Origin of the sequence: Kumtagia ephedrae, from assembly GCF_003012745.1 — a bacterium.
GTDB lineage: Bacteria > Pseudomonadota > Alphaproteobacteria > Rhizobiales > Rhizobiaceae > Kumtagia > Kumtagia ephedrae.
Map to the genome: position 1 here is coordinate 89,077 of NZ_PXYK01000017.1, position 24,300 is coordinate 113,376.

General features: G+C 67.3%; 27 protein-coding genes. 16 read left to right on the plus strand and 11 right to left on the minus strand.

Annotated features, from left to right (window positions below; translation table 11 throughout):
- Positions 1 to 23 precede the first annotated feature (23 nt).
- Positions 24 to 1,349, minus strand: a complete 1,326-nt coding sequence (locus tag C7I84_RS17870) for a DUF3422 family protein (protein WP_425351358.1) — start codon at positions 1,347 to 1,349, stop codon at positions 24 to 26.
- A gap of 427 nt (positions 1,350 to 1,776) precedes the next feature.
- Here C7I84_RS17870 and C7I84_RS17875 point away from each other — a divergent pair, with 427 nt between their 5' ends.
- The 6 genes from C7I84_RS17875 (at position 1,777) to C7I84_RS17910 (ending at position 8,566) form a co-directional block, all read left to right on the plus strand.
- Complete coding sequence (locus C7I84_RS17875; RefSeq protein WP_106773627.1) at positions 1,777 to 2,568, plus strand: FCD domain-containing protein; 792 nt, start codon at positions 1,777 to 1,779, stop codon at positions 2,566 to 2,568.
- Between the two features lie 294 nt (positions 2,569 to 2,862).
- On the plus strand, positions 2,863 to 3,648 hold the full coding sequence (locus tag C7I84_RS17885; protein ID WP_106773577.1) for a (Fe-S)-binding protein: 786 nt from the start codon (positions 2,863 to 2,865) through the stop codon (positions 3,646 to 3,648).
- A gap of 244 nt (positions 3,649 to 3,892) precedes the next feature.
- A complete protein-coding gene (locus C7I84_RS17895) occupies positions 3,893 to 5,314 on the plus strand; it encodes a LutB/LldF family L-lactate oxidation iron-sulfur protein (protein ID WP_106773579.1) in 1,422 nt (473 codons plus the stop codon).
- A 374-nt stretch (positions 5,315 to 5,688) separates the two neighbouring features.
- Positions 5,689 to 6,372: a LutC/YkgG family protein gene (locus C7I84_RS17900; RefSeq protein WP_106773580.1), complete on the plus strand. Its 684-nt coding sequence runs from the start codon at positions 5,689 to 5,691 to the stop codon at positions 6,370 to 6,372.
- Entirely contained in the window at positions 6,365 to 7,102 is a 738-nt protein-coding gene (locus C7I84_RS17905; RefSeq protein WP_106773581.1) for a metallophosphoesterase, read from the plus strand. The genes C7I84_RS17900 and C7I84_RS17905 overlap by 8 nt, the downstream gene beginning before the upstream one ends.
- Before the next feature lie 99 nt (positions 7,103 to 7,201).
- A complete protein-coding gene (locus C7I84_RS17910; RefSeq protein WP_165816123.1) occupies positions 7,202 to 8,566 on the plus strand; it encodes a calcium-binding protein in 1,365 nt (454 codons plus the stop codon).
- Positions 8,567 to 8,595: 29 nt separating this feature from the next.
- On the opposite strand, the gene C7I84_RS30880 is transcribed toward C7I84_RS17910, so the two are convergent.
- Together C7I84_RS30880 and C7I84_RS17915 are read right to left on the minus strand one after the other, a co-directional pair.
- Positions 8,596 to 8,721, minus strand: coding sequence for a hypothetical protein (locus C7I84_RS30880; protein WP_280954223.1), 126 nt, complete (start codon positions 8,719 to 8,721; stop codon positions 8,596 to 8,598).
- Positions 8,722 to 8,906: 185 nt separating this feature from the next.
- Positions 8,907 to 9,605, minus strand: a complete 699-nt coding sequence (locus tag C7I84_RS17915) for a type 1 glutamine amidotransferase (protein ID WP_106773583.1) — start codon at positions 9,603 to 9,605, stop codon at positions 8,907 to 8,909.
- 78 nt (positions 9,606 to 9,683) lie between these two features.
- Between C7I84_RS17915 and C7I84_RS17920 the strand changes: the two genes are divergently transcribed.
- From C7I84_RS17920 to C7I84_RS17945, 6 genes are all read left to right on the plus strand, one after another.
- Positions 9,684 to 10,355 carry a hypothetical protein gene (locus tag C7I84_RS17920; RefSeq protein WP_106773628.1) on the plus strand — a complete coding sequence of 224 codons (672 nt, stop codon included), beginning with the start codon at positions 9,684 to 9,686 and terminating at the stop codon, positions 10,353 to 10,355.
- A 446-nt stretch (positions 10,356 to 10,801) separates the two neighbouring features.
- Positions 10,802 to 11,161, plus strand: a complete 360-nt coding sequence (locus tag C7I84_RS17925) for a hypothetical protein (RefSeq protein ID WP_106773629.1) — start codon at positions 10,802 to 10,804, stop codon at positions 11,159 to 11,161.
- Positions 11,162 to 11,212: 51 nt separating this feature from the next.
- The gene (locus tag C7I84_RS17930) at positions 11,213 to 11,437 is read left to right on the plus strand and encodes a hypothetical protein (protein ID WP_106773584.1); all 225 of its coding nucleotides are present in this window, start codon (positions 11,213 to 11,215) and stop codon (positions 11,435 to 11,437) included.
- Positions 11,438 to 11,705: 268 nt separating this feature from the next.
- The gene (locus tag C7I84_RS17935) at positions 11,706 to 11,963 is read left to right on the plus strand and encodes a hypothetical protein (RefSeq protein ID WP_106773585.1); all 258 of its coding nucleotides are present in this window, start codon (positions 11,706 to 11,708) and stop codon (positions 11,961 to 11,963) included.
- A 35-nt stretch (positions 11,964 to 11,998) separates the two neighbouring features.
- A complete protein-coding gene (locus tag C7I84_RS17940) occupies positions 11,999 to 12,436 on the plus strand; it encodes a PIN domain-containing protein (protein WP_133170111.1) in 438 nt (145 codons plus the stop codon).
- A gap of 2 nt (positions 12,437 to 12,438) precedes the next feature.
- Positions 12,439 to 13,173 carry a 16S rRNA (uracil(1498)-N(3))-methyltransferase gene (locus C7I84_RS17945; protein ID WP_106773587.1) on the plus strand — a complete coding sequence of 245 codons (735 nt, stop codon included), beginning with the start codon at positions 12,439 to 12,441 and terminating at the stop codon, positions 13,171 to 13,173.
- A 365-nt stretch (positions 13,174 to 13,538) separates the two neighbouring features.
- Here C7I84_RS17945 and C7I84_RS17950 read toward each other — a convergent pair whose 3' ends face one another.
- Entirely contained in the window at positions 13,539 to 13,829 is a 291-nt protein-coding gene (locus C7I84_RS17950) for a GIY-YIG nuclease family protein (RefSeq protein WP_106773588.1), read from the minus strand.
- Between the two features lie 141 nt (positions 13,830 to 13,970).
- Positions 13,971 to 14,627 carry a TerC family protein gene (locus C7I84_RS17955; protein ID WP_106773589.1) on the minus strand — a complete coding sequence of 219 codons (657 nt, stop codon included), beginning with the start codon at positions 14,625 to 14,627 and terminating at the stop codon, positions 13,971 to 13,973.
- Positions 14,628 to 15,644: 1,017 nt separating this feature from the next.
- Between C7I84_RS17955 and C7I84_RS17960 the strand changes: the two genes are divergently transcribed.
- Entirely contained in the window at positions 15,645 to 17,018 is a 1,374-nt protein-coding gene (locus tag C7I84_RS17960) for a glutamate--cysteine ligase (RefSeq protein WP_106773590.1), read from the plus strand.
- A 42-nt stretch (positions 17,019 to 17,060) separates the two neighbouring features.
- Here the strand turns inward: C7I84_RS17960 and C7I84_RS17965 are convergent, their stop codons facing one another.
- Positions 17,061 to 17,948: a sigma-70 family RNA polymerase sigma factor gene (locus tag C7I84_RS17965; RefSeq protein WP_106773591.1), complete on the minus strand. Its 888-nt coding sequence runs from the start codon at positions 17,946 to 17,948 to the stop codon at positions 17,061 to 17,063.
- 50 nt (positions 17,949 to 17,998) lie between these two features.
- Entirely contained in the window at positions 17,999 to 18,325 is a 327-nt protein-coding gene (locus C7I84_RS17970) for a hypothetical protein (protein ID WP_245428488.1), read from the minus strand.
- 133 nt (positions 18,326 to 18,458) lie between these two features.
- On the opposite strand from C7I84_RS17970, the gene C7I84_RS17975 reads away from it, so the two are divergent.
- On the plus strand, positions 18,459 to 19,172 hold the full coding sequence (locus C7I84_RS17975; protein WP_106773592.1) for a DUF1428 domain-containing protein: 714 nt from the start codon (positions 18,459 to 18,461) through the stop codon (positions 19,170 to 19,172).
- Positions 19,173 to 19,276: 104 nt separating this feature from the next.
- Complete coding sequence (locus C7I84_RS17980) at positions 19,277 to 20,335, plus strand: DUF937 domain-containing protein (RefSeq protein WP_106773593.1); 1,059 nt, start codon at positions 19,277 to 19,279, stop codon at positions 20,333 to 20,335.
- 49 nt (positions 20,336 to 20,384) lie between these two features.
- Here C7I84_RS17980 and C7I84_RS17985 read toward each other — a convergent pair whose 3' ends face one another.
- The 3 genes from C7I84_RS17985 to C7I84_RS17995 all read right to left on the minus strand — a co-directional run bounded on the left by C7I84_RS17985 (position 20,385) and on the right by C7I84_RS17995 (position 21,484).
- A complete protein-coding gene (locus C7I84_RS17985) occupies positions 20,385 to 20,780 on the minus strand; it encodes a type II toxin-antitoxin system VapC family toxin (protein ID WP_106773594.1) in 396 nt (131 codons plus the stop codon).
- On the minus strand, positions 20,780 to 21,025 hold the full coding sequence (locus C7I84_RS17990) for a type II toxin-antitoxin system VapB family antitoxin (protein WP_106773595.1): 246 nt from the start codon (positions 21,023 to 21,025) through the stop codon (positions 20,780 to 20,782). The genes C7I84_RS17985 and C7I84_RS17990 overlap by 1 nt, the downstream gene beginning before the upstream one ends.
- A gap of 192 nt (positions 21,026 to 21,217) precedes the next feature.
- The gene (locus C7I84_RS17995; RefSeq protein WP_106773596.1) at positions 21,218 to 21,484 is read right to left on the minus strand and encodes a DUF1127 domain-containing protein; all 267 of its coding nucleotides are present in this window, start codon (positions 21,482 to 21,484) and stop codon (positions 21,218 to 21,220) included.
- A gap of 170 nt (positions 21,485 to 21,654) precedes the next feature.
- Between C7I84_RS17995 and C7I84_RS18000 the strand changes: the two genes are divergently transcribed.
- Positions 21,655 to 22,614 (plus strand): LysR substrate-binding domain-containing protein, encoded by a 960-nt coding sequence (locus C7I84_RS18000; protein ID WP_106773597.1) that lies wholly within the window; start codon positions 21,655 to 21,657, stop codon positions 22,612 to 22,614.
- A gap of 289 nt (positions 22,615 to 22,903) precedes the next feature.
- Here C7I84_RS18000 and C7I84_RS18005 read toward each other — a convergent pair whose 3' ends face one another.
- On the minus strand, positions 22,904 to 24,184 hold the full coding sequence (locus tag C7I84_RS18005; protein WP_120785124.1) for an adenylate/guanylate cyclase domain-containing protein: 1,281 nt from the start codon (positions 24,182 to 24,184) through the stop codon (positions 22,904 to 22,906).
- Positions 24,185 to 24,300 lie beyond the last annotated feature (116 nt).

Genomic DNA, 24,300 nt, shown 5'->3' on the forward strand with positions numbered 1-24,300 from the left:
GGGCACCAAGCCCGAGGGCGTCCTCAACTCGACGCGGCGCGCTCCCGCTCGCTATGCGTCCGGCGGATGCGGCGGACGCCCCACCAGACGGCGAGGATGGCGGCGGGGACGGAGAGGGCGGTGACCAGTTCGGGCTTCAGGTTGATGCCGAAGACGGTGATGCCCTTGGCGAGGTAGCCGACCAGGCCGACGACATAATAGGAGACGGCGGCGACCGACAGGCCCTCGACCGTCTGCTGCAGGCGCAGCTGCAGCTTCGCGCGGTTGTTCATCGAGGCGAGCAGGTCGCGGTTCTGCTTCTCGACCTCGACGTCGACCCAGGTGCGCAAGAGCGTGGTGGCGCGGGTGAGCTTGCGCGACAGATTGGCCTGGCGCTCCTCGACCGAGCGGCAGGTGCGCATGGCCGGCGCGACGCGGCGCTGCAGGAAGCCGGCCCAGGTGTCGTGGCCCGGCACCGCCTCCTCGCCGAGCGCGGCCAGCCGCTCCTCGACGATGCCGTCATAGGCGCGGCTGGCGCCGAAGCGGTAGAGGCTGGCGGCGGCGTCGGCCTCCAGCTCGGCGGCGAGCTCGGTGAGTTCCGCGAGCAGTTCCTGGCCGCCGCCGCGGCCGCCGGCGCGCATGGCGCCGGTGATCTCGGCCAGCCGGTCCTCGATGCGGCGAAGCCGCCCGGACAGCGACTGCGCCAGCGGCAGGCCGAGCATGGCGAGGGTGCGATAGGTCTCGATCTCGATCAGGCGCTGCGCCAGCGCGCCGCGGCGCGAGGCCGACAGGCCGCGGTCGAGCACGAGGATGCGGGTGAGCCCGTCGCCGTCCTGGCGGAAATCGGTGGCGATGGCGGCAAGACCGTTCTCGACCAGCGAATGGCACAGGCTTTCCATGTCGAAGCCGGCGATCAGCGGCTCGCTCTCCGGCGTCCATTCGCGCATCTCCAGGCGGATGCCGGAGATCACCGTGCCGGGCGCCGAAAAGCCGTTGCCGAAGGGCGAATCCTCGGCCTTGCGGCCTTTCGCTGCGCCGAGCGGGCCCTCCCACAGATAGGTGGAGAATTCGGTGTGGCGCTCCCAGCGCAGCGTGCCCTTGCCCCATTTCATCGCATGGTGGCGGGCCTGCCGGTCGGGGGCGGCGATGCCGAGGCGGCGCGACAGCTCGGCCAGCACGGCATGGTCGACGGCCGAGCCGCCGTCGGTCATGAAGGAGAGCTGCACCAGCACGCGCGGCGCCTCGATCAGCGGATGCGGGCGGGCATGCACCTCGCCGATGGCGCCGGGACGGCCCTCATGCGCGGGAAAGCCCATGACCGTGCCGGTCAGGGAGGCGGAAAAGTCGAGTCTCGACGGCTCGGCGCTCACGGTCTTGTCCCCTGCAACATACCCTTATGACCTTGCGGAAGGGTCTAGCCAATGCGGGACTTTGCCGCGCCGCGATTCGCGCCACGCCATGGCGGGAGGGGACATGTCTTCGCCGACGCCCCGATGCCGCCACCAAAAAACGGTTGCCGAACAATGGCCCTGCCTAAAAACAGGCGTCCATGGAGCAGGAATTTGTCCACAACGCCGGCGGCGGCGGCAAAACCCCGCCGCTCCAGGCCGTGGCGGCACCGCCGTCGCCGTTTTCGCGGTGCGGACGAGGACATGCGAGGGGTCGCCGCCGCCCGGCCGCCGAGGCCGGCCGCGGAAGCCCCGGCCCGCTCGCCGAAATGGACAAGTGGATAATTTGTTTGACCAGTTGGACGGCTTGCCTTTATTGTCGCCGCGGTTCCTGGCACCGGGCTTTGGCGTGGGCGAGATCTTTTCCCGCATAGAACATTCGCGCACCGCCGACGAGGTGGTGCAGCAGGTCGAGACGCTGATCCTCGAAGGCGTGCTGCGGCCCGGCGACCGGCTGCCCGGCGAGCGCGAGCTGGCGCGCCAGTTCGACGTGTCGCGGCCGATCCTGCGCGACGCGCTGAAGGCGGTGGAGGGGCGCGGGCTGATCACGACGCGGCACGGCGGCGGCACGCATGTGGCCGACGTCGTCGGCCAGGTGTTCGCCAGGCCGGTGGCCGAGCTGATCGTCAGCCATGCCAAGGCCAAGGCCGACTATCTCGAATACCGCCGCGAGATGGAGGGCATGGCGGCCGAATATGCGGCGCGCCGCGTCACCGACGATGACCGCGCCCTGCTTCGGCGCATCATCGAGCGCATGGAGGACGCACACCGGCGCGGCGACTTCGCGGAAGAGGCGGAGATCGACGTCGAGTTCCACAATGCGATCGGCGAATGCGCGCACAACATCGTGCTGCTGCACACGCTGCGCTCCTGCTACCGGCTCCTGTCGGACGGCGTCTTCCAGAACCGGCTGATCGTCTTCACGCTTGCCGATGCGCGCGAAAAACTGCTGGCGCAGCACCGCGCCATCCACGCGGCGGTCACCGGCGGCGACCCGGCGGCGGCGCGCAAGGCGGCGATGGACCACATCAGCTTCGTCGAGCTGGCGATGGCGGAGGCCGAGCGCAGCGGCGACTGGCAGCGCGTGTCCAAGCTCAGGCTGCGGCAGCGGCTGGATGCCGAGCGGCGGAAGGCGGGATGATGGGGGGCGATTCCGTGTGGTACGAGTCGGCTTCTGGCAGGCTTCGCTTCTTCGCACCCCCCTCTGTCCTGCCGGACATCTCCCCCGCAAGGGGGGAGATTGGCAGCTTCGGCAACGCTTCTCCAAGCCTAACGATTGGCAACACCAATGCGGCAGTCCCAATCTCCCCCCTTGCGGGGGAGATGTCCGGCAGGACAGAGGGGGGTGCGACAGAGTGCCAACGTCGTCTCACTCCGCTGCTTCGACGAGCAGCTGAGCCAGAGACACCGTGACCCACCCCAGCCAGGCCTCTCGATGACCCAGCTCGAACTTCCCCTGCCAGAACCGGGCCCGCGTGTCGGGCTGTTCGTGACCTGCCTGGTCGACCTGTTCCGCCCATCGGTCGGCTTCGCGGCGATCCGGCTGATGGAGGATGCCGGCTGCACGGTCGAGGTGCCGCGCGCCCAGACCTGCTGCGGCCAGCCGGCCTACAATTCCGGCGACCGGGCGGACGCACGCGCCATCGCCGAAAACACCATCCGCGCCTTCGAGGGATTCGACTACGTGGTGGTGCCGTCGGGCTCCTGCGCCGGCATGCTGAGGAAGCACTATCCGGCGCTGTTTGCCGGCGACGCCGAATGGCAGGGCCGCGCCGCGGCGTTTTCGGCGAAGGTGTTCGAGCTGGTGAGCTTCCTGGTCGACGTGCTGGCGGTGGAGAGCGTGGCGGCCAGCGTCGGCGAGGCGGTGACCTATCACGATTCCTGCTCCGGCCTGCGCGAGCTCGGCATCAGCCGGCAGCCGCGGGCGCTGCTGAGGTCGGTCGAAGGGCTGGAACTGATCGAGATGCAGGACGCCGACGTGTGCTGCGGCTTCGGCGGCACGTTCTGCGTGAAATATCCGGACATCTCCAACGCCATCGTCGCGCGCAAGACCGACTCGATCCGCGCTTCGGGTGCGCGCACGCTGCTGGCCGGCGACCTCGGCTGCCTGATGAACATGGCCGGCAAGCTGAAGCGCGAGGGCTCGAGCGTCGAGGTGCGGCACGTCGCGGAAGTGCTGGCCGGCATGGTCGACACGCCGCCGATCGGCGGGAGGGGGTGAGAATGGTTCGTCGATTTTCGCTTCTTCGCACCCCCCTCTGTCCTGCCGGACATCTCCCCCGCAAGGGGGGAGATTGGCAGTTCCACTCTCCGTGCTTCTTCGGCAACGCTGGCGATTGGCGAAACCAAAGCGGCCGGCCAATCTCCCCCCTTGCGGGGGAGATGTCCGGCCCATTCGACAAGCTCAGGACAGAGGGGGGTGCGAAGATGCGCAGGTCCAGCAGTTCTGCAAGGGGAGCCCGCCCATGCAGATAACCTCACCCGCCTTCAAGCGGAACGCCCATGCCGCGCTGGGCGACGCCGAGTTGCAGAAGGCGCTGGGCAATGTGCGCTCCGGCTTCATCGACAAGCGGCTCAAGGCGGTGGAGGCGCTGCCGGAGTTCGACCGGCTGCGCGACTCCGCCCGCGCCATCAAGAACCACGCGCTGGACAATCTCGACCTCTATCTCGAAGCCTATGAGGAGAAGGTGCGCGACGCCGGCGGCCATGTGCACTGGGCCGAGACGGCCGCGGATGCGCGCAGGATCGTTCTCGACATCTGCCGGGCGGCGGGCGCGAAAACCGTCACCAAGGGCAAGTCGATGATCACCGAGGAGATCGCCCTCAACGGCTTCCTGGAGGAGAACGGCATCCGCCCGGTCGAGACCGACCTCGGCGAATACATCATCCAGCTGCGCGGCGAGCATCCCAGCCACATCATCGCGCCGGCGGTGCACCTCACCAAGGACCAGGTGGAGGCGGACTTTCGCCGCGTGCACGGCCACCTGCCGGCCGACCGCGACCTTTCCGAGCACGAAGCGCTGCTCTACGAGGCGCGCCGCGTGCTGCGCCCCGCCTATTTCGACGCCGATGTCGGCATCACCGGCGCCAACTTCCTGGTCGCCGAGACGGGCACCTCGATCATCGTCACCAACGAGGGCAATGGCGACCTGACGCAGATCCTGCCCAAGGTGCATGTGGTGGTCGCCTCGATCGAGAAGATCGTGCCGACGCTCGAAGACGCCGCGCAGATCCTGCGCGTGCTGGCGCGCTCGGCGACGGGGCAGGAGATGAGCGTCTACACGACGCTGTCGACCGGGCCGCGCCGGCCGGGCGATCCGGACGGGCCGGAGCAATACCATGTCGTGCTCATCGACAACGGCCGCTCGGCGATGCTCGGCACCGAGTTCCAGGACATGCTGCGCTGCATCCGCTGCGGCGCCTGCATGAACCACTGCCCGGTCTACCACGCGGTCGGCGGCCACGCCTATGGCTGGGTCTATCCCGGGCCCATGGGCGCAGTGCTGACGCCGTCGCTGATCGGCGTCGACAAGGGCGGGCACCTGCCCAATGCCTCGACCTTCTGCGGGCGCTGCGAAAGCGTGTGCCCGATGAAGATACCGCTGCCCAAGATGATGCGGCACTGGCGCGAGCGCGAGTTCGAGCGGGGGCTGAACCCGGCGGTGCAGCGCAGCGGCCTGAAGCTCTGGGCGTTCTTCGCGCGGCGGCCACGGCTTTACGGGGCGGTGACCGGGCTGGTGGCGCCGCTGCTGTCGGCGTTCGGCCGCCGCAAGGGTCGGTTCACGAAACTGCCACTGGCGGGAGGATGGACGGAGTTTCGCGATCTCCCGGCGCCGCAGGGGCGGACGTTCATGCAGCAGGTGGCGCGGGACAGGCGGGCGCGGTGATGGTTTTCGGCTCGGCGTGCCTTCGCACCCCCCTCTGTCCTGAGCTTGTCGAACGGGCCGGACATCTCCCCCGCAAGGGCAAGGTTATCGCATATGGAAATTCTCGAAGCGTCGCCTGGCCCGATACCCCCCCCCTAACCCCTCCCCTCAAGGGGGAGGGGGATCTTGCGGCCGCCATGCAGCGCAAAGCCATAGACGATTTGCGCCTGGCGGAGACGCAAGACAGTCCCCCTCCCCCTTGAGGGGAGGGGTTAGGGGTGGGGGTAATCCCATCTGCGATAGCCCCGCCTTCAAGCGGGAGACGTCCAGCCCAGTCGACAAGCTCAGGATAGCGGGGCTGGAGCCGGGTGCTGCTTATAAAGGAAAATGCCCGCATGACCGGCCGTGACGCCATCCTCGCCAAGGTGCGGCAATCGCTCGGGGCCGGCGACGACCCGGCTCGGCGGCAGGCGGTGGCCGAGCGGCTCAAAGCCGCGCCTCAGGGGGTGATCCCGGCGCGGGGGCAGCTGCCGCGGGCCGAGCGGGTCGCGCTGTTCCGCAGCATGGCCGAAAAGCTGCTCGCCAGCGTCGAGCGCGTGGCAGGCTACGACGAGGTGCCCGGGAGGGTCGCCGCCTATCTGCGCGAGCGCAACCTGCCGGCCTCGGTGCGCATGGGCGCGGACGCGCGGCTGGAGGCGATGCCCTGGGCCGAGCAGAAGACGCTGGAACTGCGCCGCGGCGCCTCCGACGGCGACGACGCGGTCGGCGTCAGCCATGCCGGCGGCGGCATCGCCGAGACGGGGACATTGCTGCTCACGTCGGGGCCGGACAACCCGACCAGCATCAATTTCCTCACCGATCACCATATCGTGGTGGTCAACGCCGCCGACATCGAAGGTGACCTGGAGAGCGCGCTGGCGAAGGTGCGGGACCGCTACGGCAAGGGCGCCATGCCGCGCACCGTCAATTTGATCTCCGGCCCGTCGCGCTCTGGCGACATCGAGCAGAAGCTGATCCTCGGCGCGCACGGGCCGCGCGCGCTGCATATCCTGGTGGTGGACGACCAGGCCGATGGCTGAGGGCGTCCATCTCGAGGCCGCCCGCGCACCGGAGGGCATGCGCCTCTACGCCATCGGCGACGTGCACGGCCGGCTCGACCTGCTGGAGAGGATGCTGGGGACGATCCGCGCCGAGATCAAGCGCGACCGGCCGGCCGACTGGCGCATCATCCATCTCGGCGACTATGTCGACCGCGGCCCGTCATCGCGCGGGGTGATCGACTTCCTGATCGCCGCCGGCGCGGCCGACCCGCGCATCGTCACGCTCGCCGGCAATCACGACATCGGCTTTCTCGACTTCCTCGCCCGGCCGTCGACGGATTCGCTGTTCATGCAGTATGGCGGGATCGAAACCGCCGCATCCTACGGCGTGTCGTTCGGGCCGACCCGCGACCTCGGGCGCTTCCACGCCGATCTCGTGCAGGCCGTGCCGGCCGGCCACGCCGATTTCCTGCGCTCGCGCGGCTTCGGCGTCTCCTTCGGCGACTTCTTCTTCTGCCATGCCGGCATCCGGCCGGGCGTGCCGCTGGACATGCAGCATCCGGACGACCTCGTCTGGATCCGCGAGGGCTTCCTGCATCATGCCGGGCTGCATCCGAAAGTGGTGGTGCACGGCCACACCATCACGCGCGTGCCGGAACTGCTGGCCAATCGCGTGAACGTCGACAGCGGCGCCTGGCGCTCCGGCGTGCTTACCGCCTTCGTCGCCGAGGGCGGGCAGAAGCGGCTGATCGCGGCGACGGCGGGCTGACGCCGCTTCAAACGCCGCGCCGGCCGGCATCGTCCGGTTACAATCCTCCGTAGAATGGGTCCGTTTACGGCAACCGATCGAACCCGGAGGGTTGGGGACATGGCCTGGCAGATTCCTTTCGAGAATACCGGTACACCTATCGATCTCACGACGACCGACAGCCTGTATGTCGGGGAAGACATCTATGTCGCCGCCATCGTGAGAGGCACGGGATCCGATCACACGGTGGTGGTGGACGGCACCGTGGCGGCGGGCGACCAGCCAGTGATCGTCCTGGGCAACCCTGGGGAGACGGGCAACACCATCCACATCGGCGAGAGCGGGAAGGTCGTCGGTCTGGGGCTGGCCACGGGTCCCGTAGCGGCCATAGGCATCCTCGGGAATTCCGGAAACCTCGTGAACGAGGGCGAGATCGTCGCCACCGCCAACCGGGGCGCGGGCATCGGGTTCGCCGGCGGCGACGCAACCAGCGTGCTGACGATGACCAACTCCGGCACGATCACCACGGGTTCGATCGGTGTCCTCAACGGCGCAGCCGGCGGCACGTTCACGCTGAGGAACTCAGGCTCCATCATCGCCGGCGAGGGAGCTATCACCGAGCCGGCGGTAGGCACGTTGAATTTCGGCGCGTTCGTCTCGGTCGGCACGGTCGGCAGCCAGATCGTCGAGTCGCTGACGAAGGACACCATCATCAACAGCGGCAAGATGGTCGGCGACATCTGGCTGGGCGGCGGCGACGATCTCTATGACGGCCGGCTCGGCACGGTCGTCGCCGGCGAGGTGCGCGGCGAGGGCGGCAACGACCGCATCTATACGGGAGCCGGCAACGACACGCTGCTCGGCGGCGACGGCAACGACACGCTGATGGGCGGCGCCGGCGCCGATTATCTCAGCGGCGGCGCCGGCATCGACCGCGCCGCCTATACGACGGCCAAGGCCGGCCTCACCGTCAGCCTCGCCAATTCGACGCTCAACACCGGCGACGCCAAGGGCGACACCTTCAACTCGATCGAAAACCTGACAGGCTCGGATTTCTCCGACAATCTGTTCGGCACCAACGGCATCAACGTGATTTCCGGCGGCGCCGGCAACGACGTCATCAAGGGCTATAACGGCAACGACACGCTGGCCGGCGGCGCCGGCAAGGACGTCTTCATCTTCAGCTCGGCGCTGAACGCCGCCAGCAATGTCGACACCATCACCGACTTCATCTTCGCCGACGACACCGTCCAGCTCGACAACGCCGTGTTCACGGCGCTGACGACGCTCGGCACGCTGGCGGCCGCGGCGTTCCGAGCGAACACGACAGGCCTGGCGCAGGATGCTTCCGACCGCATCATCTACGAGACCGATACGGGCGAGCTCTATTACGACTTCAACGGCAATGCGGCCGGCGGCGGCGTGCTGTTCGCGAAGCTCGACCCCGGCCTCGGCATCACCAATGCGGATTTCGTGGTGATCTGAGGCGGGGCGCGGATGGGGCGCCGCCGGCATCAGTGCTCGGCGACGACCCCGTAGCCGTCGACGACGGTGTCGCTGCCGGCATCGACCGAGTAGACGCCGAGACCGCAGACGACGATGGCGAAGAACATGGCAAGGCAAAGGAGCGCGGATCGCAAGGCGGGACTCTCGGGTTTTGGTCGCTAAACTCTTACGGGATCGCGGTTACGATTGTGTTGCAATGCCGTGAGGGGGGTGGAAGACGCGCGCCTTCTAGGCCGGCGCGCGGCGGCACGCCATGGGGTTCCTCGCCTTTCCACAAAGACGGCGGACGGGCGTGGCTTTTGTGCCACGCGGCGAGCTCTCAGATCAGACCGACCCAGGCGCGGGCGATGGCAAGGCCGGCCGCGTCGGCACCCGGTCCGTGGCGGGCCGCCTCGCTTTCGTAGCGGTCCGGCCAGTCGGGCTGGCGCTCGGCGATGGTGCCGGCGAAGGCCGTGTTCCATTCATGCACCAGCTTGCGGTCGGCCTCGAAATGGAACTGCACGCCGTAGGTAGCGCGGCCGAGGCGGAAGGCCTGGCTGTTCGCCACCCCGCTCGAGGCTAGATGCGCGGCGCCGGGCGGCAGGGTGAAGGTGTCGTCGTGCCACTGGAAGATGCGGAACTCGGGCGCCACGCCGCCCAGCACGGGATCGACCGCGCCTTCCCCGGTCAGGCTGACCGGGCACCAGCCGAACTCCCTCGCCCCGCCGATCCGGTTCTCGCCGCCGAAGGCCCGCGCCAGAAGCTGGCTGCCCAGGCAGATACCGAGGACGGCCTTGTCCCTTGCGGTGAAGTCACGGGCGAGATCGAGCAGCGCCGGGAAATAAGGATAGGCCTCGTCGGCCAGGGCGTTCTGCCCGCCCCCGAGCAGCAGGGCGGCGTCGTAGCCGTCCGAGGTCGCGGGCAGCGCCTCGCCGTCATGCGCCATGCGCTGGTCGAGCTCGGCGCCCGCCTCGGCAAGCGCGGCGCCCACCTGGCCGAGGCCCGTGGCGGGATAGTTGTGGACGACGAGAACCCGCATCGAAAAATCCTGTTTCGGAATGCAAAGAACCAGATGCCCGATATCATGGGCGGCCGACATGTCGATAGGGCCACAGCCATGCCATTGCAGAACCGCGTCGATCCGTTCGGGGACATCCAGGCCGTGCCGGAGCGCGGCCTGTTCACGGGAAACCGCGGCGTCATCCACGATCCCAAGACGAAGACGCTGCTTTCGCGGCGCTGGACGACGAAGGCCTGGATCATCTGCGAATGCGAATTCCGCGGGCACAAGCGCGCGGTGATGGGCCGCAACACGCCTTCGGGCAATGCGGGCTGGACGGAGCTGTTCTTCCTCGACGAGGTGACGGCGCTCGCCGCCGGACACCGGCCGTGCTTCTACTGCCGGCGCGACAAGGCGGAGGAATTCGCCGACTGTTTCGGCAAGGCGTTCGGCATCGCACGGCCGAAGGCGGGCGAGATCGACGCACGGCTGCATGCGGAGAGGCTGGCGAGCGGCGGCGACCTGGTCGATCTCGACCATGACGCCGTCGAGGCGCTGCCGGATGGCGCGATGCTGTTCCAGGGCGAGCGCTGCTTCGCCAAGAAGGGCAAGGACCTGCGCGCCTGGAATTTCTGGGGCTATGCCGATTCGTGGGACTATTTTGACCTGGCGCTCTACGACATCTGGCGGCTGACCCCGCCGACGACGATCGAAGTGCTCAGGGCCGGATACCGGCCGGTGTGGCATCCGAGCGCCGATCGCCGAAGACCGAAGAGCGGACACCGATAACCAGCGGAATCGTTCCCGGTCAGAAGGTGATGCTGCTCAGCGTCAGGTAGAGAACGGAGCCGATCACGCCGACCGTCACAAAGGCGGCGAGCCATGCCGACGGTTCAGCCGCCAATCGGGCGAGATGTCGCACAGGCTTCTCCTTGCCGCCCGACTGTCCGGATGACAGCCGACGATGCGTTTTCATCCGCCCGGCGGCCGGATGCATGCTTCACGAACCGGCTCAGCTCATCCGGCGGCACCCTCAGCCTGAGGTGGCCGTCGCCCATGAACCAGCAGCGCCTGGAAAGAAGCTGCCGACTTCCGGACCCTATCAGCACGCGACCGGGATAGCGAGACAATTGGAAGTCCGGCCGATTCATTCCCGTGGGGCGGTTTCCGTGATACGGTCGCCGCTCACGCTCGCAATCAGGCGCGCCTGTCCAGATCACGGATTGGACATTTCCATGCACGTCCCGGAATGGGTTTCTCCCGCCTTCCTCGGCGCGGGGGCGGGCGCAATCGCGCTGGCGGTCGCCGGCTTCGCATGGGGCGGCTGGGTCACCGACGGCACGGCGCGGCGGATGGCGGACAACGCGGCCGCCGCGGCGGTCGTGGTGAGCTTGACGCCTTATTGCCTGGAACGATCGAGAACCGATCCTCGATCTTCCGACGTCCTGGCCGACCTGAAAATCGTCAGGGCCTTTCAGCGGCCGGATCTCGTCGTTCAGGCAGGCTGGGCCACGCCGCTCGGCGAGGACAGGCCGAACCGGGCGCTGGCCAGCGCCTGCGAGCAGGCACTGGCGGCGGCTCCGAGCATTCGCTAGGCGCCGAAAGGTGCGGAAGGCAACCCGGGTCGCAGATCAAGGATCACACGCATGCTGGTCTCCACCTTCACCGCGCTCAGAACCCAGGGCGTCGCTTCCCGCACGCTGCGGCGGGCGACGGCGCTGAACTTCAACGAATCCGCCCTTTCGGCGATCCGGCTGCCCGACGACCTGCCCGATGGCGTGACCCAGGCGTTCTGGACCGAGATCGTGTCCGCCCGCCGCGCCTACCGGAAGAAGACGGGGCACAACATCGAGGACGTTCTGGCCAGCTGAGCCGGACGGGCGAGACCGCGGCTCGGAGCGCGGCGCGCGCTTGACCATGCCTGCCCCACCCTGCCGCATTGCCAGCCATCTGCCACGCTGGCAGGATCGACAAAGACGGCCGGCCTTTGTCCTGGATAGCTGCGACGACGCTTAGGTATCTTGGAACCGGGTTTTCGGCCTGCCGGCAAACCTCGGTTCCAGCGCTTGCCGAGGCCTTTCTTGACGCAGACGGCCAGCCGGACGATATCTAAATCCATTCGACCACCGGAATACTCTGATGGAAGCCAAGGAAGCCGTGAAGGCCGCCAAGAGATATGTCATCGACCTGCTCGCCGACGAGCAGGTGAGCAATCTCGGACTTGAGGAAATCGAGTTGAGCGGCAAGGTCTGGAACATAACCCTCGGATTCTCGCGACCGTGGGATCAAGGAACCGTTTTCCCACCGCGCGATACGAAACGCGACTATCGTGTCGTTCGGTTGCGGGATTCCGACGGTGAAATTCTTTCGATAAAGAGACTCGAGGGAGTGAATTGAGGTTTGGCACCCTTATACTGGATACCAACCTCTCGGTGCTTCTGATCGTTGGCGTCACGGGCCGCGATTTGATTCCCGACCACAAGCGCCTTCAGGCATATGATGAGATCGATTTCGATATCCTTTCGGCGGCCCTGAGAAATTCGGCTGGGGTGCGCCTCAGCCCCAACGTCCTGACCGAGACATCCAACCTGGTTCGCCAGGCTCCCAAACATCTTCATTCGAGCCTGATGCGCACTTTCGGACATTTCATCGATAGCTGGCCCGAAGACTATGTGCCGAGCAGGACGGCGCGGGTGCGGCCCGAGTTCGGACGGCTCGGACTTGCAGATGCCGCCATTCTGTCGATGGCAGGCGACAAGACGACGATACTGACGGCGGATTTCCATCTGTATCAGGCCGCTCTCAAGGCCGGTTTGTCCTGTGAGAACTTCCATCACTGGAAAGATCACCGACCGGACTATCAGTTGTAACCATGCGCGCCAATTACAAGATGCAGCGGCTGTTCCTCGGCGACGGCCTTTCGGCCGGCAAGGTCGTCGAGGCCGGGGCGCGGCACAGCCATTATCTGCTCAACGTGCTGCGCATGGGCGACGGCGCGGAGGTGCTGGTCTTCAACGGCCGCGACGGCGAATGGCGAGCGGTCGTGGAGCCGCGGTCGAAGAAGGCCGCTGCGCTCCGGCTTACCGAGCAGACGCGGCCGCAGCCGCCGCATCCCGACCTCGTCTACTGCTTCGCGCCGCTGAAGCAGGGGCGGCTCGACTATCTCGTGCAGAAGGCGGTGGAGATGGGCGCGGGCCTGCTGCAACCGGTGGTCACCCAGCATACGCAGGTGGCGAAGGCCGGCACCGACCGGCTCAAGGCCAACGCCGTCGAGGCGGCCGAGCAATGCGGCATCCTCGCGGTGCCCGAGGTGGCGGAGACGGTGAAGCTGGAGCGGCTGCTGGCCGGCTGGGACAGGGAGCGGCGGCTGATCTTCTGCGACGAGGATGCGTCCACCAACAACCCCCTGCCCGCGCTACAGGCGATTTCGGAGAAAAAGCTCGGGCTACTGATCGGCCCGGAAGGCGGGTTTTCCGACGACGAGCGCAGGCAACTCAGGGCGCTGCCCTTCGTCACCGCCATCCCGCTCGGGCCGCGCATCCTGCGCGCCGACACGGCGGCCGTGGCGGCGCTGGCGCTGGTGCAGGCGACGGTGGGGGATTGGTAGGATCTTTGCAAGTACGCCGGAGTTTAGTCCCTAATCCGCCGCTTCGCCGCAACTCTTTCTGCAGCGTCATGGTGTTGCGCCGACGGTGACAGTCTCGCATCGCGAAGCAGCAGGTTCTTGATCGGCTCTGGCTTCGTCGAGTCCGAGGCATGGATTCCCGACACTCTCCGCTCCCTTCGGTCGCTCACGAGGTCGGGAATGACGACAACGTTGGATGCTTCAGCCAGTCGCCAGCGTTGGTGAATAGCTGAAGCGTACCGTAACTGTCGTCATTCCCGACCTCGTGAGCGAGCGCAGCGAGCGGAGAGTGTCGGGAATCCATGCCTCGGACTCGACGAAGCCAGAGCCGGTGCCGATAGTCGGCGTCACAACAGATGCCAGGCAATGTCGTGCCAGTGCGGATTGTTTTCTTCGATCAGCTTGATCTTCCACCGCCGCGGCCATTTCTTGATCGCCTTCTCACGCTTGATAGCGTCGACGACCCAGGCATGCTCTTCAAACCACACCAAGCGCATGACACCGTACCGTTTCGCGAACTTCGAGCCAGATCCGGTTTGATGCTGAAGAAGGCGACCGGCAAGATCGGAAGTCACGCCGGTATAAAGCGTGCCATTCCTTTGCGACGCCAGAATGTGGACGTAGCCCCGCCGACCCATGCTGGAGCTTAGCACTTCTACTGGACCGGTTCGATGCCTCTACCCGGTTGCGATCCATCACGTCCGAAGTGGGGAAGTCATAGAACGAAGCGATTAGTGCCGAGGCATGGCGCCGCGAGACGGCGCCATGCCCCGATAGCCTTATACGCCGTTGACGGCGGTCATGACCTCCATGCCGCCGCGATAGATCATCTCGACGGAGACGTAGAGGATGACGGCGAGGCCGACATAGGCGATCCAGCGGTGGCGCTGCAGGATGCGGGCGATGAAGCTGGCGGCGATGCCCATCAGGGCGATGGACAGGACGAGGCCGAACACCAGGATGTAGGGATGGTCGCGCGCAGCACCCGCGACGGCCAGAACGTTGTCGAGCGACATCGACACGTCGGCGATGACGATCTGCCAGGCAGCCTGCGCGAAGGTCTTGCGCGGGGCGCCGCCGGCGACCGTGCCGTCCCGGTTGATGTCCTTGCCCTCCAGCGCCTCGGCGCCCTCGATCTCCTCGGCATGGGTGGTGCGCAGCTCGCGCCACATCTTCCAGCACACCCACAAGAGCAGCACGCCGCCGGCGAGCAGCAGGCCGACGATCTGCAGGAGCTGGGTGGTGACGGCGGCGAAGCCGATGCGCAGCACGGTGGCGGCAATGATGCCGATCAAGATGGCCTTGGCGCGCTGCTCCTTCGGCAGGCCGGCGGCGGCGAGGCCGATGACGATGGCGTTGTCGCCGGCCAGCACGAGGTCGATCAGGATGACTTGCAGAAGCGCCGACATCGCTTCCGGCGTAAAATATTCCATCATTTGGCACCCATTTTTCAAATGGGGTGCCGGCATGGGTGGAGAGCGACGCACAACGACCCGCGAGGCATGTCCGGATGCCTACGCAGCAGGTTCGATCGATGCGGTCGTCAGCTGGATTCCACGAACACCGGGCCCCGAGTTTGGACTTCCAGTCCGACATCACAGCTCGTGCGAGCTGCCAGAGGGGCCCGGTCTGGTGGCCTTCCTGTAGCGGCGCGCCGCGGCAAATTCAAGAGCGGGAGAGGTGACCATGTCGACAAATGATCTTAGTTGCTGCCCTCGTCACCGGCCGCCCCTCACCTGCCTGCCGGCATCCTCTCCCCGTGAAGAACCTATCGTGTTCACACACATCTGGTAGGATGCCGTCGGCGCGCCGGAGCAGTTCACAACCGTTACGGCATGGATCCTAGGGTCTGCGCCTCCGCTTCGCTCCGGCTCCGCCCTAGGATGACGAAAGCCTTGATGTTGCAGGCTAATCACCACCGTCAAAGGCTCACGGGAAGCTGGCGAGTAGCCGAACCATTCCGTCTTTCGTCATCCTATGGCGGAGCAGGCCGAAGGCCGTCGCGCAGACCATAGGATCCATGCCGTGGCGGCAGCGACACGCCCAGCGGAGCAGAACGAAGTACGCAAGAGCACCCGTAAAGCAGCGGCACATCAACACGATCTGCCAACGATGGAAGATGTGTGAACACGATAGGTGAAGAACGGGGAGAAGGCCGCCTGCCGCGGCTCTTTCGCAAATGTCCAGTGGCGGTGATTTGGCGAAATCGACAGCCATGCCTCGAAAGCGGGGAAGCCAAAGCCGATGCAGAAGAACCCTCAATGCGGCACCTGGTCCTCGTGAGCCCGTCGAGCGAGGGAGCGCCGGCCGCCAAGATGCGGTCGTCCTGCCCGCGGTAGCCCGCCACCCCCGCCCCATGATCAAATCGGCTAAGCTCAGGCTCAACAGATTTCGCTTGATCGGGCAGGCTCGTCTCGTCCATCAGGACGGCACCGAGTTACCAGGGGCAGGCAATGGCGCGCGACACAACGGATTCCCGGCCGATCGAGGATGTCGGCGAGCTGGTCGGCTATCTCGCCGCCGGCAACAAGCCGCGCGACAAATGGCGCATCGGCACCGAGCACGAGAAGTTTCCCTTCTATGTCGACGGCCACGCGCCGGTGCCTTATGGCGGCGAGCGCGGCATCCGCGCCCTGCTGGAAGGCATGCAGCGGACGCTGGGCTGGGACCCGATCCTCGACGACGGCCGGGTGATCGGGCTGGTCGAGCCGACCGGCCAGGGCGCCATCAGCCTGGAGCCGGGCGGCCAGTTCGAGCTGTCCGGCGCGCCGCTGGAGACCATCCACCAGACCTGCCGCGAGGGCAACGCGCATCTGGCGCAGGTGCGCGAGATCGCCGAGCCGCTCGGCATCCGCTTCCTCGGCCTCGGCGGCAGCCCGAAATGGCGGCTTGCCGAGACGCCGAAAATGCCGAAGTCGCGCTACGACATCATGACCCGCTACATGCCGAAGGTCGGCACCAAGGGTCTCGACATGATGTACCGCACCTGCACCATCCAGGTGAATCTCGACTTCGAGAGCGAGACCGACATGCGCCGCAAGATGCAGGTCGGCCTGAAGCTGCAGCCGCTGGCCACCGCGCTATTCGCCAACTCGCCCTTCACCGACGGCGAGCCCAACGGGCTGCAATCGTGGCGCGGCGAGATCTGGACCGACACCGACAACCAGCGCTCCGGCCTGCTGCCCTTCTGCTTCTCGGAAAATTTCGGCTTCGCCGACTATGTGGACTGGGCGCTCGACGTGCCGATGTATTTCGTCATCCGCGACGGCCGCTACCACGACATGACGCATCTCACCTTCCGACAGTTCATGGAAGGGGTCGCGCACAATTCCATCCCCGACGGCCTGCCGACCATGGGCGACTGGGCGAACCATCTCTCCACGCTGTTCCCCGACGTCCGGCTGAAGCGTTTTCTGGAAATGCGCGGCGCCGACGGCGGCCCGTGGCGGCGCATCTGCGCGCTGCCGGCCTTCTGGGTCGGGCTGCTCTATGACGGGGCGGCGCTGGACGCGGCGGAGACGCTGACCGCCGACTGGACCTACGAGGAGGTGCGGGCCTTGCGCGCCGCCGTGCCGGCCGAGGGGATCGCGGCGGAGTTCCGCGGGACGAGCCTGCGCGACATCGGCCGCGAGGTGCTGACCATCGCCCGCGACGGCCTCAAGGCGCGCGCCCGCAAGAACCGCGACGGCTATGACGAGACGACGTTCCTGTCCACCCTCGACGAGGTGGTGGCGCGCGGCACCACCAGCGCCGAGGAGATGCTGCAGGCCTACCACTCGCGCTGGGGCGGCTCGATCGAGCCGGTGTTTTTGGAGTATGCGTATTAGGGGCGAGGCGGGCAACGATCGCCTTTCCCAGCGCAAACGCGCCTATCGGCTGGCCTCCCGCACCTCCGCATCCGCCAGCACATACGGCGCATAGCGGAAGTCGCGGATGTCGATCACCGCGCCGTCCTGCCAGCCGAGCAGCATGAAGCCGCGCAGGGCGCCGTCCCGCGGGTCGCGCACGAGGATCGCGGGACGGCCGTCGACGAAACCCGGCGACAGCGACCAGTCGTGGGCGCGGCTGTAGTTGCCGAAATAGTTGGAGACCTCGGCCTTGCCGCGCATGCGGGTGCGGTTGACCACCTCGCAGCGAACGTCCTCGGCCACCAGCGCGCGCACGGCGTCGAAGTCGCGGGCGTTGAAGAGGTCGATGTAGCGGCGCAATAGCTGCTCATCCTCAGCGTCGAGGGCCGGCTGCGCCACCTCTTCCGGCGCGTCGGCGAGCGTTTTCAGCTGAGCCCGGCCGCGATGCAGGGCGGCCTTGGTGGCGGCGAGCGTCGCGCCGGTGACCTCGCAGGCCTCGTGCAGGCTCAAGCCCAGCACGTCGACCAGGATGACGGCGCTGCGCTGCGGCACCGACAGATGCATGAAGGTCTTCAGCCCGAGCCGGGCGATGTAGCGGCTGTCGGCGCGGCCGGACTCGTCCTCGACCGTGGTCATGTCGGCCTCCGTGATGCGTGCCCTTTCGCGGGCGCGGCGGCGCAGGAAATCCTGGGCGGCGTTGTGGGCGATGCGGAACAGCCACTGCTCGGGGCGTTCGACCGCGACGCTGCCGTCAAGCGCGGCGAGCGCCTTGACCAGGGTTTCCTGAACGATGTCCTCGCCGTCGATGACCGAGCCGGCCATGCGCGCGCAGTAGCGGTGCAGCTTCGGGCGGAGCTCGACCAGCAGCGTCTCCAGCCCGCTCCGGCCGGCTCCCTGTGCGGTGCTCATGGGCAGGAATCTCCAGGCTTCGGGCATCGACTATGCATGGAAGACATCGCCTAGTCGCCCTTTTGCGGCGCGCCGAGCATAAGGTAGTCGCCGAGGACGGTCGCCGCCGACCGGGCGAGCGGCGAGGAGCGGCGGTCGGCGTGATCCTTGGTGAAGGCGCGGAAGGCGGCGAGCCGCGGCAGCGGCGAGGCGTCGTCGCCGTCGGGGGTGCCGACGAGGTGGATGAATTCCCCGCCCTCCAGCTCGAGCACGAGATAGCGCAGCGCATCCGGACGCGCCCGGGCGAGCTCCTCGAAGACGCCCGCGATCAGGGCGCGATTGTCCTCCAGCCCGGCATCCCCGACGCTGTAGCGGACGACCGTGTAATTGTAAGCCATCGTCTTTCTCCTGTTTCCCGAAAAAGACGTCGGACATCGGCGAAAAGATTCTTCGGCGGCCGAGAATCTTTTCGGCGGGCTGCGTCGTCTGCTCCAATGTCAGGGCTTTGCCCGCCGAACCAGGGAGAGGACAATGAGCTACATACACGGATTCGTCGCCGCGGTGCCGACCGCCAACAAGGAAGCCTATCGCGAGCATGCCGGGGCTGCGGCGGCGATCGCCAGGGAGTTCGGCGCGACCCGCGTGGTCGAGGGCTGGGGCGACGATGTGCCCGACGGCGAGGTCACCGACTTCCGCCGCTCGGTCAAAGCCGGACCTGGCGAGGCCGTCGTGTTCGCCTGGCACGAATATCCGTCGAAGGCGGTCGCCGACGCGGCGATGCGGAAGATGAGGCAGGATGCGCGCATGAAGCAGCTCGGCGCGGACATGCCCTTCGACGGCCGACGGCTGATCCACGGCGGCTTCAGCCGCCTCATCGAGGAAACGGCGGGTGGGGCGACGGGTTATGTCGACGGCTCGCTGATCGCCGTGCCGGCGGCGAACAAGGAGGCCTATCGCAAGCTGGCGGCCGAGCTGACCACGGTCATCATGGAGCATGGCGCCACGCGGATCGTGGACGCCTGGGGCGAGGACGTGCCGGACGGCAAGGTCACCGACTGCAAGAGCGCGGTGCAGGCGGGCGGCGACGAGCAGGTGGTCTATTCCTGGATCGAATGGCCGTCGAAGGAAGCGCGCGACGCCGGCTGGGAGAAGATCATCGCCGATCCGCGCATGTATGCCGAGACCGAGCCCTACGACAACAGCCGCCGCGTCCATGGCGGCTTCATGCCGATGCTCGACGTCTGACGCGGATTTTTTACCACGGCATGACCTTGCGTCACATGCCTGTGGTCCGCTCGCCCGAGTTGGAGTAGCCTGAGGCGCCAAAACGGCGCTTCAGGAGGATCGAGATGCCCACCTTGTTCGACATGATGGCCCAGAACGGCCAGGGCATGGACCAGCTCGCCCGCCAGTTCGGGCTGTCGCAGCAGCAGGCGCAATCGGCGGTCGAGGCGCTTATGCCGGCCTTCAGCCAGGGGCTCAAGCGCAACACCGCCGACCCCTATGGAGTCGCCGGCTTCATGACAGCGCTGGCGAGCGGCCAGCACGCCAAATATTTCGAGGACGCGCAGAACGCCTTCTCGCCGCAGGGCGTGGCCGAGGGCAACGGCATCCTCGGCCATCTGTTCGGCTCCAAGGACCTGTCGCGGGCGGTGGCGGGCCAGGCGGCGCAGGCGACCGGCATCGGCCAGGACGTGCTGAAGCAGATGCTGCCGGTCATCGCCTCGATGATCATGGGCGGCCTGTTCAAGCAGTCGACCGGCCAGGCGGCGCAGGCCGGCGGCTTCGGCGGCGGCGGCAACCCGCTCGGCGAGATCATCGAGCAGATGATGCGCCAGGGCGGCGGCATGGGCGGCGGCCAGCCGCAGCAGCGGCAGCAGGCGCCGGACCCCGCGAGCCCGGCGGACAACCCGCTCGGCAAGATTCTCCAGGACATGTTCGGCGGCGGTGCCGGGCAGCAGGTGCCGTCGCAGCCGCAGCAGCGCGGGCCGGCACCGGCGAACCCGCTCGACAACCCGCTCGGCAAGGTCTTGCAGGACATGTTCGGCGGCGGCGCCGGGCAGGCGCCGTCGCAGCCGCAGCAGCCGCCGTCGCGGCCGCGCCAGGCTCCGCCGCAGCCGCAGCAGGCGCCAGGGCCGTTCGGCGACAATCCCTGGGGAAAAATCCTCGAGGAGATGATGCGCGGCGGCCAGGCGCAGCAGATGCCGCAGGCGGAGCCGGAACCGCAGCCGGCGCCGCGGCAGCGCGCTCCCGAGCAGCGCGCCAACCCGAGCGGCCGCCAGCGCAACCCTTATGACGACCTGTTCGGCGACATGTTCGACACCGGCGCAAAGCAGCGCGACGACTACCAGAAAGGCGTGGAGTCGATCTTCGAGCAGTTCACGAAGGGGATGGACCGGTACCGGTAGCGATCAGACAGCAGGTCGGCCATTCCGACGACCAATCGCCGGCGCGCCATCAGGCGGCCTCGATGTCGGTCTGCGGAAAGTCGACGCCCTTGTACATCAGCGGCTGGCCGTAGTGCCGGGCACAGGCATAGGCAAAGCAGTCGCCGAAATTGAGCCGCGCCGGATGCCGGCCCTTGCCGTATCGGTCGAATGCATCGAGCGCGAGCGGCGCGGCCGCGGGCGGCACGGCGACCATCTCGATCTCGACGAGTGCGAGATAGTCGGAGACGGCATCCGCCGCTTCCTTCATCGGCAGGTCCAGCACCCTGGCAACGGCGATCGCCGCTTCCCAGACGGCGAGCGGCGAGGTCAGGCGTTTCCTGCTCCGCTGCATGCGCGCCAGCAGTTCGCGCGCATCATCCTCATCGGTCAGCAACGCCGTCAGCGCCGAGGCATCGATGAACATCATCCATCCTCATAGAGACTGTCGCGGAACGCCTTGTCGGCCGGCTGGCCGCGGTCCGGCCTCCCCTTGGCGCGGAGCTGCCGGCAAAACTCGACGCCGACCTCGACCAGGGACGGTTTCGCCTGCTCGCGCTCGAGTTCATGAGCGAGAGCCGTATGGACGGCCTCCGTCAATCCGACGCCCTTCAGTCCGGCCACCTTCCGAGCCAGCGCTTCGGTTTGCGGATTCTTGATATGGAAAGCCAAGGCCCGGTCTCGCTATATCAGCCTGTGTAGCCGTACATAGGTGAATGGATACACCGCGTAAAGAACGGCGGGCGATTCACCCCAGGATTGATCGAGCCATAAAAAATGCCCGGTCCTGGAGGACCGGGCAGGAGTGCAGGCTACCGGCAGGGGGAGCCGGAGGGTTGGGAGCGCCTGCAAAAAGCGTCCGGCTCAGGCCTCCTCGGCCCGCGCGTCGACGATGGCGCGCAGCCTGGTCGTCGGATCGAGGCCGAATGGCGAGGTGACCGCGACATGCAGGTCGGCGCGGGTCAGGCCGATGTCCCTGAGCTCGGAATCGGTCATGTCGCTGAGGCGGTAAAAGGCGCGCCGGTTTCGCCAGGCGCGGACGAATTTCGAGACGGTGTTGAGGCCGCGCGCCAGGAGAGTCGTGCGCCCGGCGGCGCGCGTGGTGTCGGTGGCGAGGTCGAGGGCCGTCATGTCAGGTCTCCTTCAATCGGCCCACGCGCGATCGTTCGGGCGGAATCCGTCTTCCGCCACGGTGGGTTCGAGCCGCTTTTCGTGGACACAGTCACAATCGCACGGGGACATTGATTAATCCAACGAATGTTTTTAATCTTTGGGATCAACATTGGTGATGGATTGACCCGATGAGCGCGCCCCTCGACCTCGACCAGCTGCAGACCTTCATCATGATCGCCGACACCGGCAGCTTCACCAGGGCGGCCGACGAGGTGCACCGCACCCAGTCGGCGGTGTCCATGCAGATGCGCCGGCTGGAGGAACGGATCGGCAAGCCGCTGTTCGAGAAGGAGGGCCGCCTCAACAGGCTGACGGAGGAAGGCGAGAAGCTGCTGGGCTATGCGCGCCGGCTGATCCATCTCAACCGCGAGACGCTTTCGGCCTTCGACGACGCGCGGCTGGAGGGGACGATCCGGATCGGTACTCCCGACGATTATGCCGACCGCTTCCTGCCGGAGATCATGGCGCGCTTCACCCGCTCCAACCCCAAGGTCGAGATCACCGTCATCTGCGAGCCGACGCCGGGGCTGGCCGAGCACATCAAGCGCGGCAATCTCGATCTGGCGCTGGTGACCCACAGCGAGGAGCGCGGCCAGTCGGAGGTGGTGCGGCGCGAGCCGCTGCTGTGGGTGAGCTCGGCCAACCACGCCACCCAGGAGCAGGAGGTGCTGCCGATGGCCTTCGGCCGGCCGACCTGCGTGTGGCGACGCGCCGCCTGCGACGTGCTCGACCGCATGGGCCGCGAGTACAAGGTGCAGTTCACCAGCTTCTCGGCGACCGTGGTCGCCGCCGCCGTGCTGTCGGGACTGGCCGTCTCGGTGCTGCCGGAATGCGCGCTGAGGCCCGGCATGCGCGTGCTCGGCGAGGCCGACGGTTTCGGCGCCCTGCCCGACTGCAAGATCGGCATCATGCGCGGCCACACCATGCGCCCCGACCTGGTCGACGCGCTGGTGCGCCACATCAGCGAAAGCCTCGACAACATCTCGGTGCCGGCGATCGAGGAAGGCGGCTCGTTCGACTTCGCCGCGCTTGCCTTCGCCCGCGCCAAGCGGCTGAAGCCGAGCAACATGCTGCCGGGGGGATGGTGAGGGGCTGGAGCGCCGGGTTCCCCGGTGCGTCCTTCGAGCTCTTCCTTCGCCGGTTTTTTTCATTCCGCGCTCTGCGGGCTCGCACCCCCGGATGAGGGAGGTCGTGCCTGCAACGCCAACCTGCCGTATCGATCCCAGCGTCTGATCACTGATCACAGGTCAGCGACAGAACCCCCTCTCCGTCTCGCCCTACGGGCTCGCCACCTCTCCCCCACTTCGTGGGGGCGAGGAACCCAGGCTGGAGAGGGCGCCGTGGCAAGACGTCCGGACCGCGATCGGTCCCGAGATGTCACACCGCCAATGCAGCCCGGCCGCCGGCGGCGGGCGTGGCGCCGGCTGCCCGGCCGGTGAGGAAGGAAAGCTGCATCGGCCCCTTGCCCTTGACCTCGACGAGGCCGCGCTCGGCGAAGCGATAGGCGTCGCCGATGGCGTATCTCGCCTGCGGCGACACCTGGATCCAGCCCGGCTCGCCATGCGCCTCCATGCGCGCGGCGACGTTCACCGTATCCCCCCAGACGTCGTAGAACTGCTTTCGCTCGCCGATGACGCCGGCGACCGCCGGGCCGCTGTGGATGCCGATGCGCACCGCGACCTCCTCGCCGAACTCGTCGGAGAGCTTCTTCATCACGGCGAGCATGTCGAGGGCCATGTCGGCGACCGCGCCGGCATGGTCGGCACGCGGCTCGGGCATGCCGCCGGCGACCATGTAGGCGTCGCCGATGGTCTTGATCTTCTCCAGCCCGTGCGCCTCGGCAAGCCGGTCGAACTCCAGGAAGATGCGGTTGAGGAAGCGCACCAGCCGGCGCGCCGGCAGCGCGGAGGCGCGCGCGGTGAAGCCGACGATGTCGGCGAACAGGATGGTCACGGCCGGCAGGTCGTCGGCGATCACCTCGTCCGGCTGGCGCTTCAGCCGCTCGGCGATCGAGGCCGGCATCAGCGAATGCAGCAGCCGCTCGGAGCGCTCGTGCTCGGCCTCGAAGGCTTCCTCGTACTCCTCGGCGCGGCGGAAGGTGTAGAGCGCCGCAAGCAGGTTGAAGGCGGCCGACATGCACACCGACAGGAGGAAGGTGGCCGAGGTCAACGCCTCGGACATGACGATCAGCCGGGATTTTTCCGGGAAGGTCAGCTCGATCAGCGCGAAGGCGGCAAGCATGACGAGAAAATAGAAGGCGACCAGCTTCAGCCGCCGCGAGCCGAGCACCATGACGATGGTCGACGGGCCGGCGAGCAGGAAATACTGGAAGCCGGATTCGGTGCCGGCGATCCAGGCATAGGCGGCGTCGCCGACCATGGCGGTCGCCCACAGATAGGTGCCGGCGGCGAACTCGCCGAAGCGGTGCATCAGCGGCGTGGCGAGCCACACCAGCGAGAAGACCAGCAGCGCCGCGACGAAGGGCAGAAAGTTCCGGAAGTCGAGCAGCGCGAACAGGACGGCGAAGCCGGTGTTGGAGATGACCGTGGCGAGGCTGACGAAGTTGACGATCTCGCGGCCGCGCCGGCGCCTGCCGCCGGCGTCGTCGACGCCGGCCTGCACATAGGCGGCGGCGAGGTTGCGCAGCGATGCGGCCATGCCCGACACGATCTTTCCTTCACTCCGCCCGAACCGGACAGTTTTAGACCAAACGGCGGCAGGACGCGACGGGGAGACGCGCCGTGCCGCCGCCCTTGACCCCGCCCCCCGAAAGC

What these genes read in the sequence shown, in the direction of transcription:
- C7I84_RS17980 (WP_106773593.1), top strand. Translation starts at nt 19,277, where the DNA reads ATGCCCACCTTGTTCGACATGATGGCCCAGAACGGCCAGGGCATGGAC.
- C7I84_RS17925 (WP_106773629.1), top strand. Translation starts at nt 10,802, where the DNA reads ATGCACGTCCCGGAATGGGTTTCTCCCGCCTTCCTCGGCGCGGGGGCG.
- C7I84_RS17930 (WP_106773584.1), top strand. Translation starts at nt 11,213, where the DNA reads ATGCTGGTCTCCACCTTCACCGCGCTCAGAACCCAGGGCGTCGCTTCC.
- C7I84_RS17900 (WP_106773580.1), top strand. Translation starts at nt 5,689, where the DNA reads ATGACCGGCCGTGACGCCATCCTCGCCAAGGTGCGGCAATCGCTCGGG.
- C7I84_RS17905 (WP_106773581.1), top strand. Translation starts at nt 6,365, where the DNA reads ATGGCTGAGGGCGTCCATCTCGAGGCCGCCCGCGCACCGGAGGGCATG.
- C7I84_RS17895 (WP_106773579.1), top strand. Translation starts at nt 3,893, where the DNA reads ATGCAGATAACCTCACCCGCCTTCAAGCGGAACGCCCATGCCGCGCTG.
- C7I84_RS17950 (WP_106773588.1), bottom strand. Translation starts at nt 13,829, where the DNA reads ATGGGTCGGCGGGGCTACGTCCACATTCTGGCGTCGCAAAGGAATGGC.
- C7I84_RS17935 (WP_106773585.1), top strand. Translation starts at nt 11,706, where the DNA reads ATGGAAGCCAAGGAAGCCGTGAAGGCCGCCAAGAGATATGTCATCGAC.
- C7I84_RS17885 (WP_106773577.1), top strand. Translation starts at nt 2,863, where the DNA reads ATGACCCAGCTCGAACTTCCCCTGCCAGAACCGGGCCCGCGTGTCGGG.
- C7I84_RS17920 (WP_106773628.1), top strand. Translation starts at nt 9,684, where the DNA reads ATGCCATTGCAGAACCGCGTCGATCCGTTCGGGGACATCCAGGCCGTG.
- C7I84_RS18005 (WP_120785124.1), bottom strand. Translation starts at nt 24,184, where the DNA reads ATGGCCGCATCGCTGCGCAACCTCGCCGCCGCCTATGTGCAGGCCGGC.
- C7I84_RS18000 (WP_106773597.1), top strand. Translation starts at nt 21,655, where the DNA reads ATGAGCGCGCCCCTCGACCTCGACCAGCTGCAGACCTTCATCATGATC.
- C7I84_RS17965 (WP_106773591.1), bottom strand. Translation starts at nt 17,948, where the DNA reads ATGAGCACCGCACAGGGAGCCGGCCGGAGCGGGCTGGAGACGCTGCTG.
- C7I84_RS17955 (WP_106773589.1), bottom strand. Translation starts at nt 14,627, where the DNA reads ATGATGGAATATTTTACGCCGGAAGCGATGTCGGCGCTTCTGCAAGTC.
- C7I84_RS17985 (WP_106773594.1), bottom strand. Translation starts at nt 20,780, where the DNA reads ATGTTCATCGATGCCTCGGCGCTGACGGCGTTGCTGACCGATGAGGAT.
- C7I84_RS17975 (WP_106773592.1), top strand. Translation starts at nt 18,459, where the DNA reads ATGAGCTACATACACGGATTCGTCGCCGCGGTGCCGACCGCCAACAAG.
- C7I84_RS17960 (WP_106773590.1), top strand. Translation starts at nt 15,645, where the DNA reads ATGGCGCGCGACACAACGGATTCCCGGCCGATCGAGGATGTCGGCGAG.
- C7I84_RS17910 (WP_165816123.1), top strand. Translation starts at nt 7,202, where the DNA reads ATGGCCTGGCAGATTCCTTTCGAGAATACCGGTACACCTATCGATCTC.
- C7I84_RS17945 (WP_106773587.1), top strand. Translation starts at nt 12,439, where the DNA reads ATGCGCGCCAATTACAAGATGCAGCGGCTGTTCCTCGGCGACGGCCTT.
- C7I84_RS17995 (WP_106773596.1), bottom strand. Translation starts at nt 21,484, where the DNA reads ATGACGGCCCTCGACCTCGCCACCGACACCACGCGCGCCGCCGGGCGC.
- C7I84_RS17970 (WP_245428488.1), bottom strand. Translation starts at nt 18,325, where the DNA reads ATGGCTTACAATTACACGGTCGTCCGCTACAGCGTCGGGGATGCCGGG.
- C7I84_RS17915 (WP_106773583.1), bottom strand. Translation starts at nt 9,605, where the DNA reads ATGCGGGTTCTCGTCGTCCACAACTATCCCGCCACGGGCCTCGGCCAG.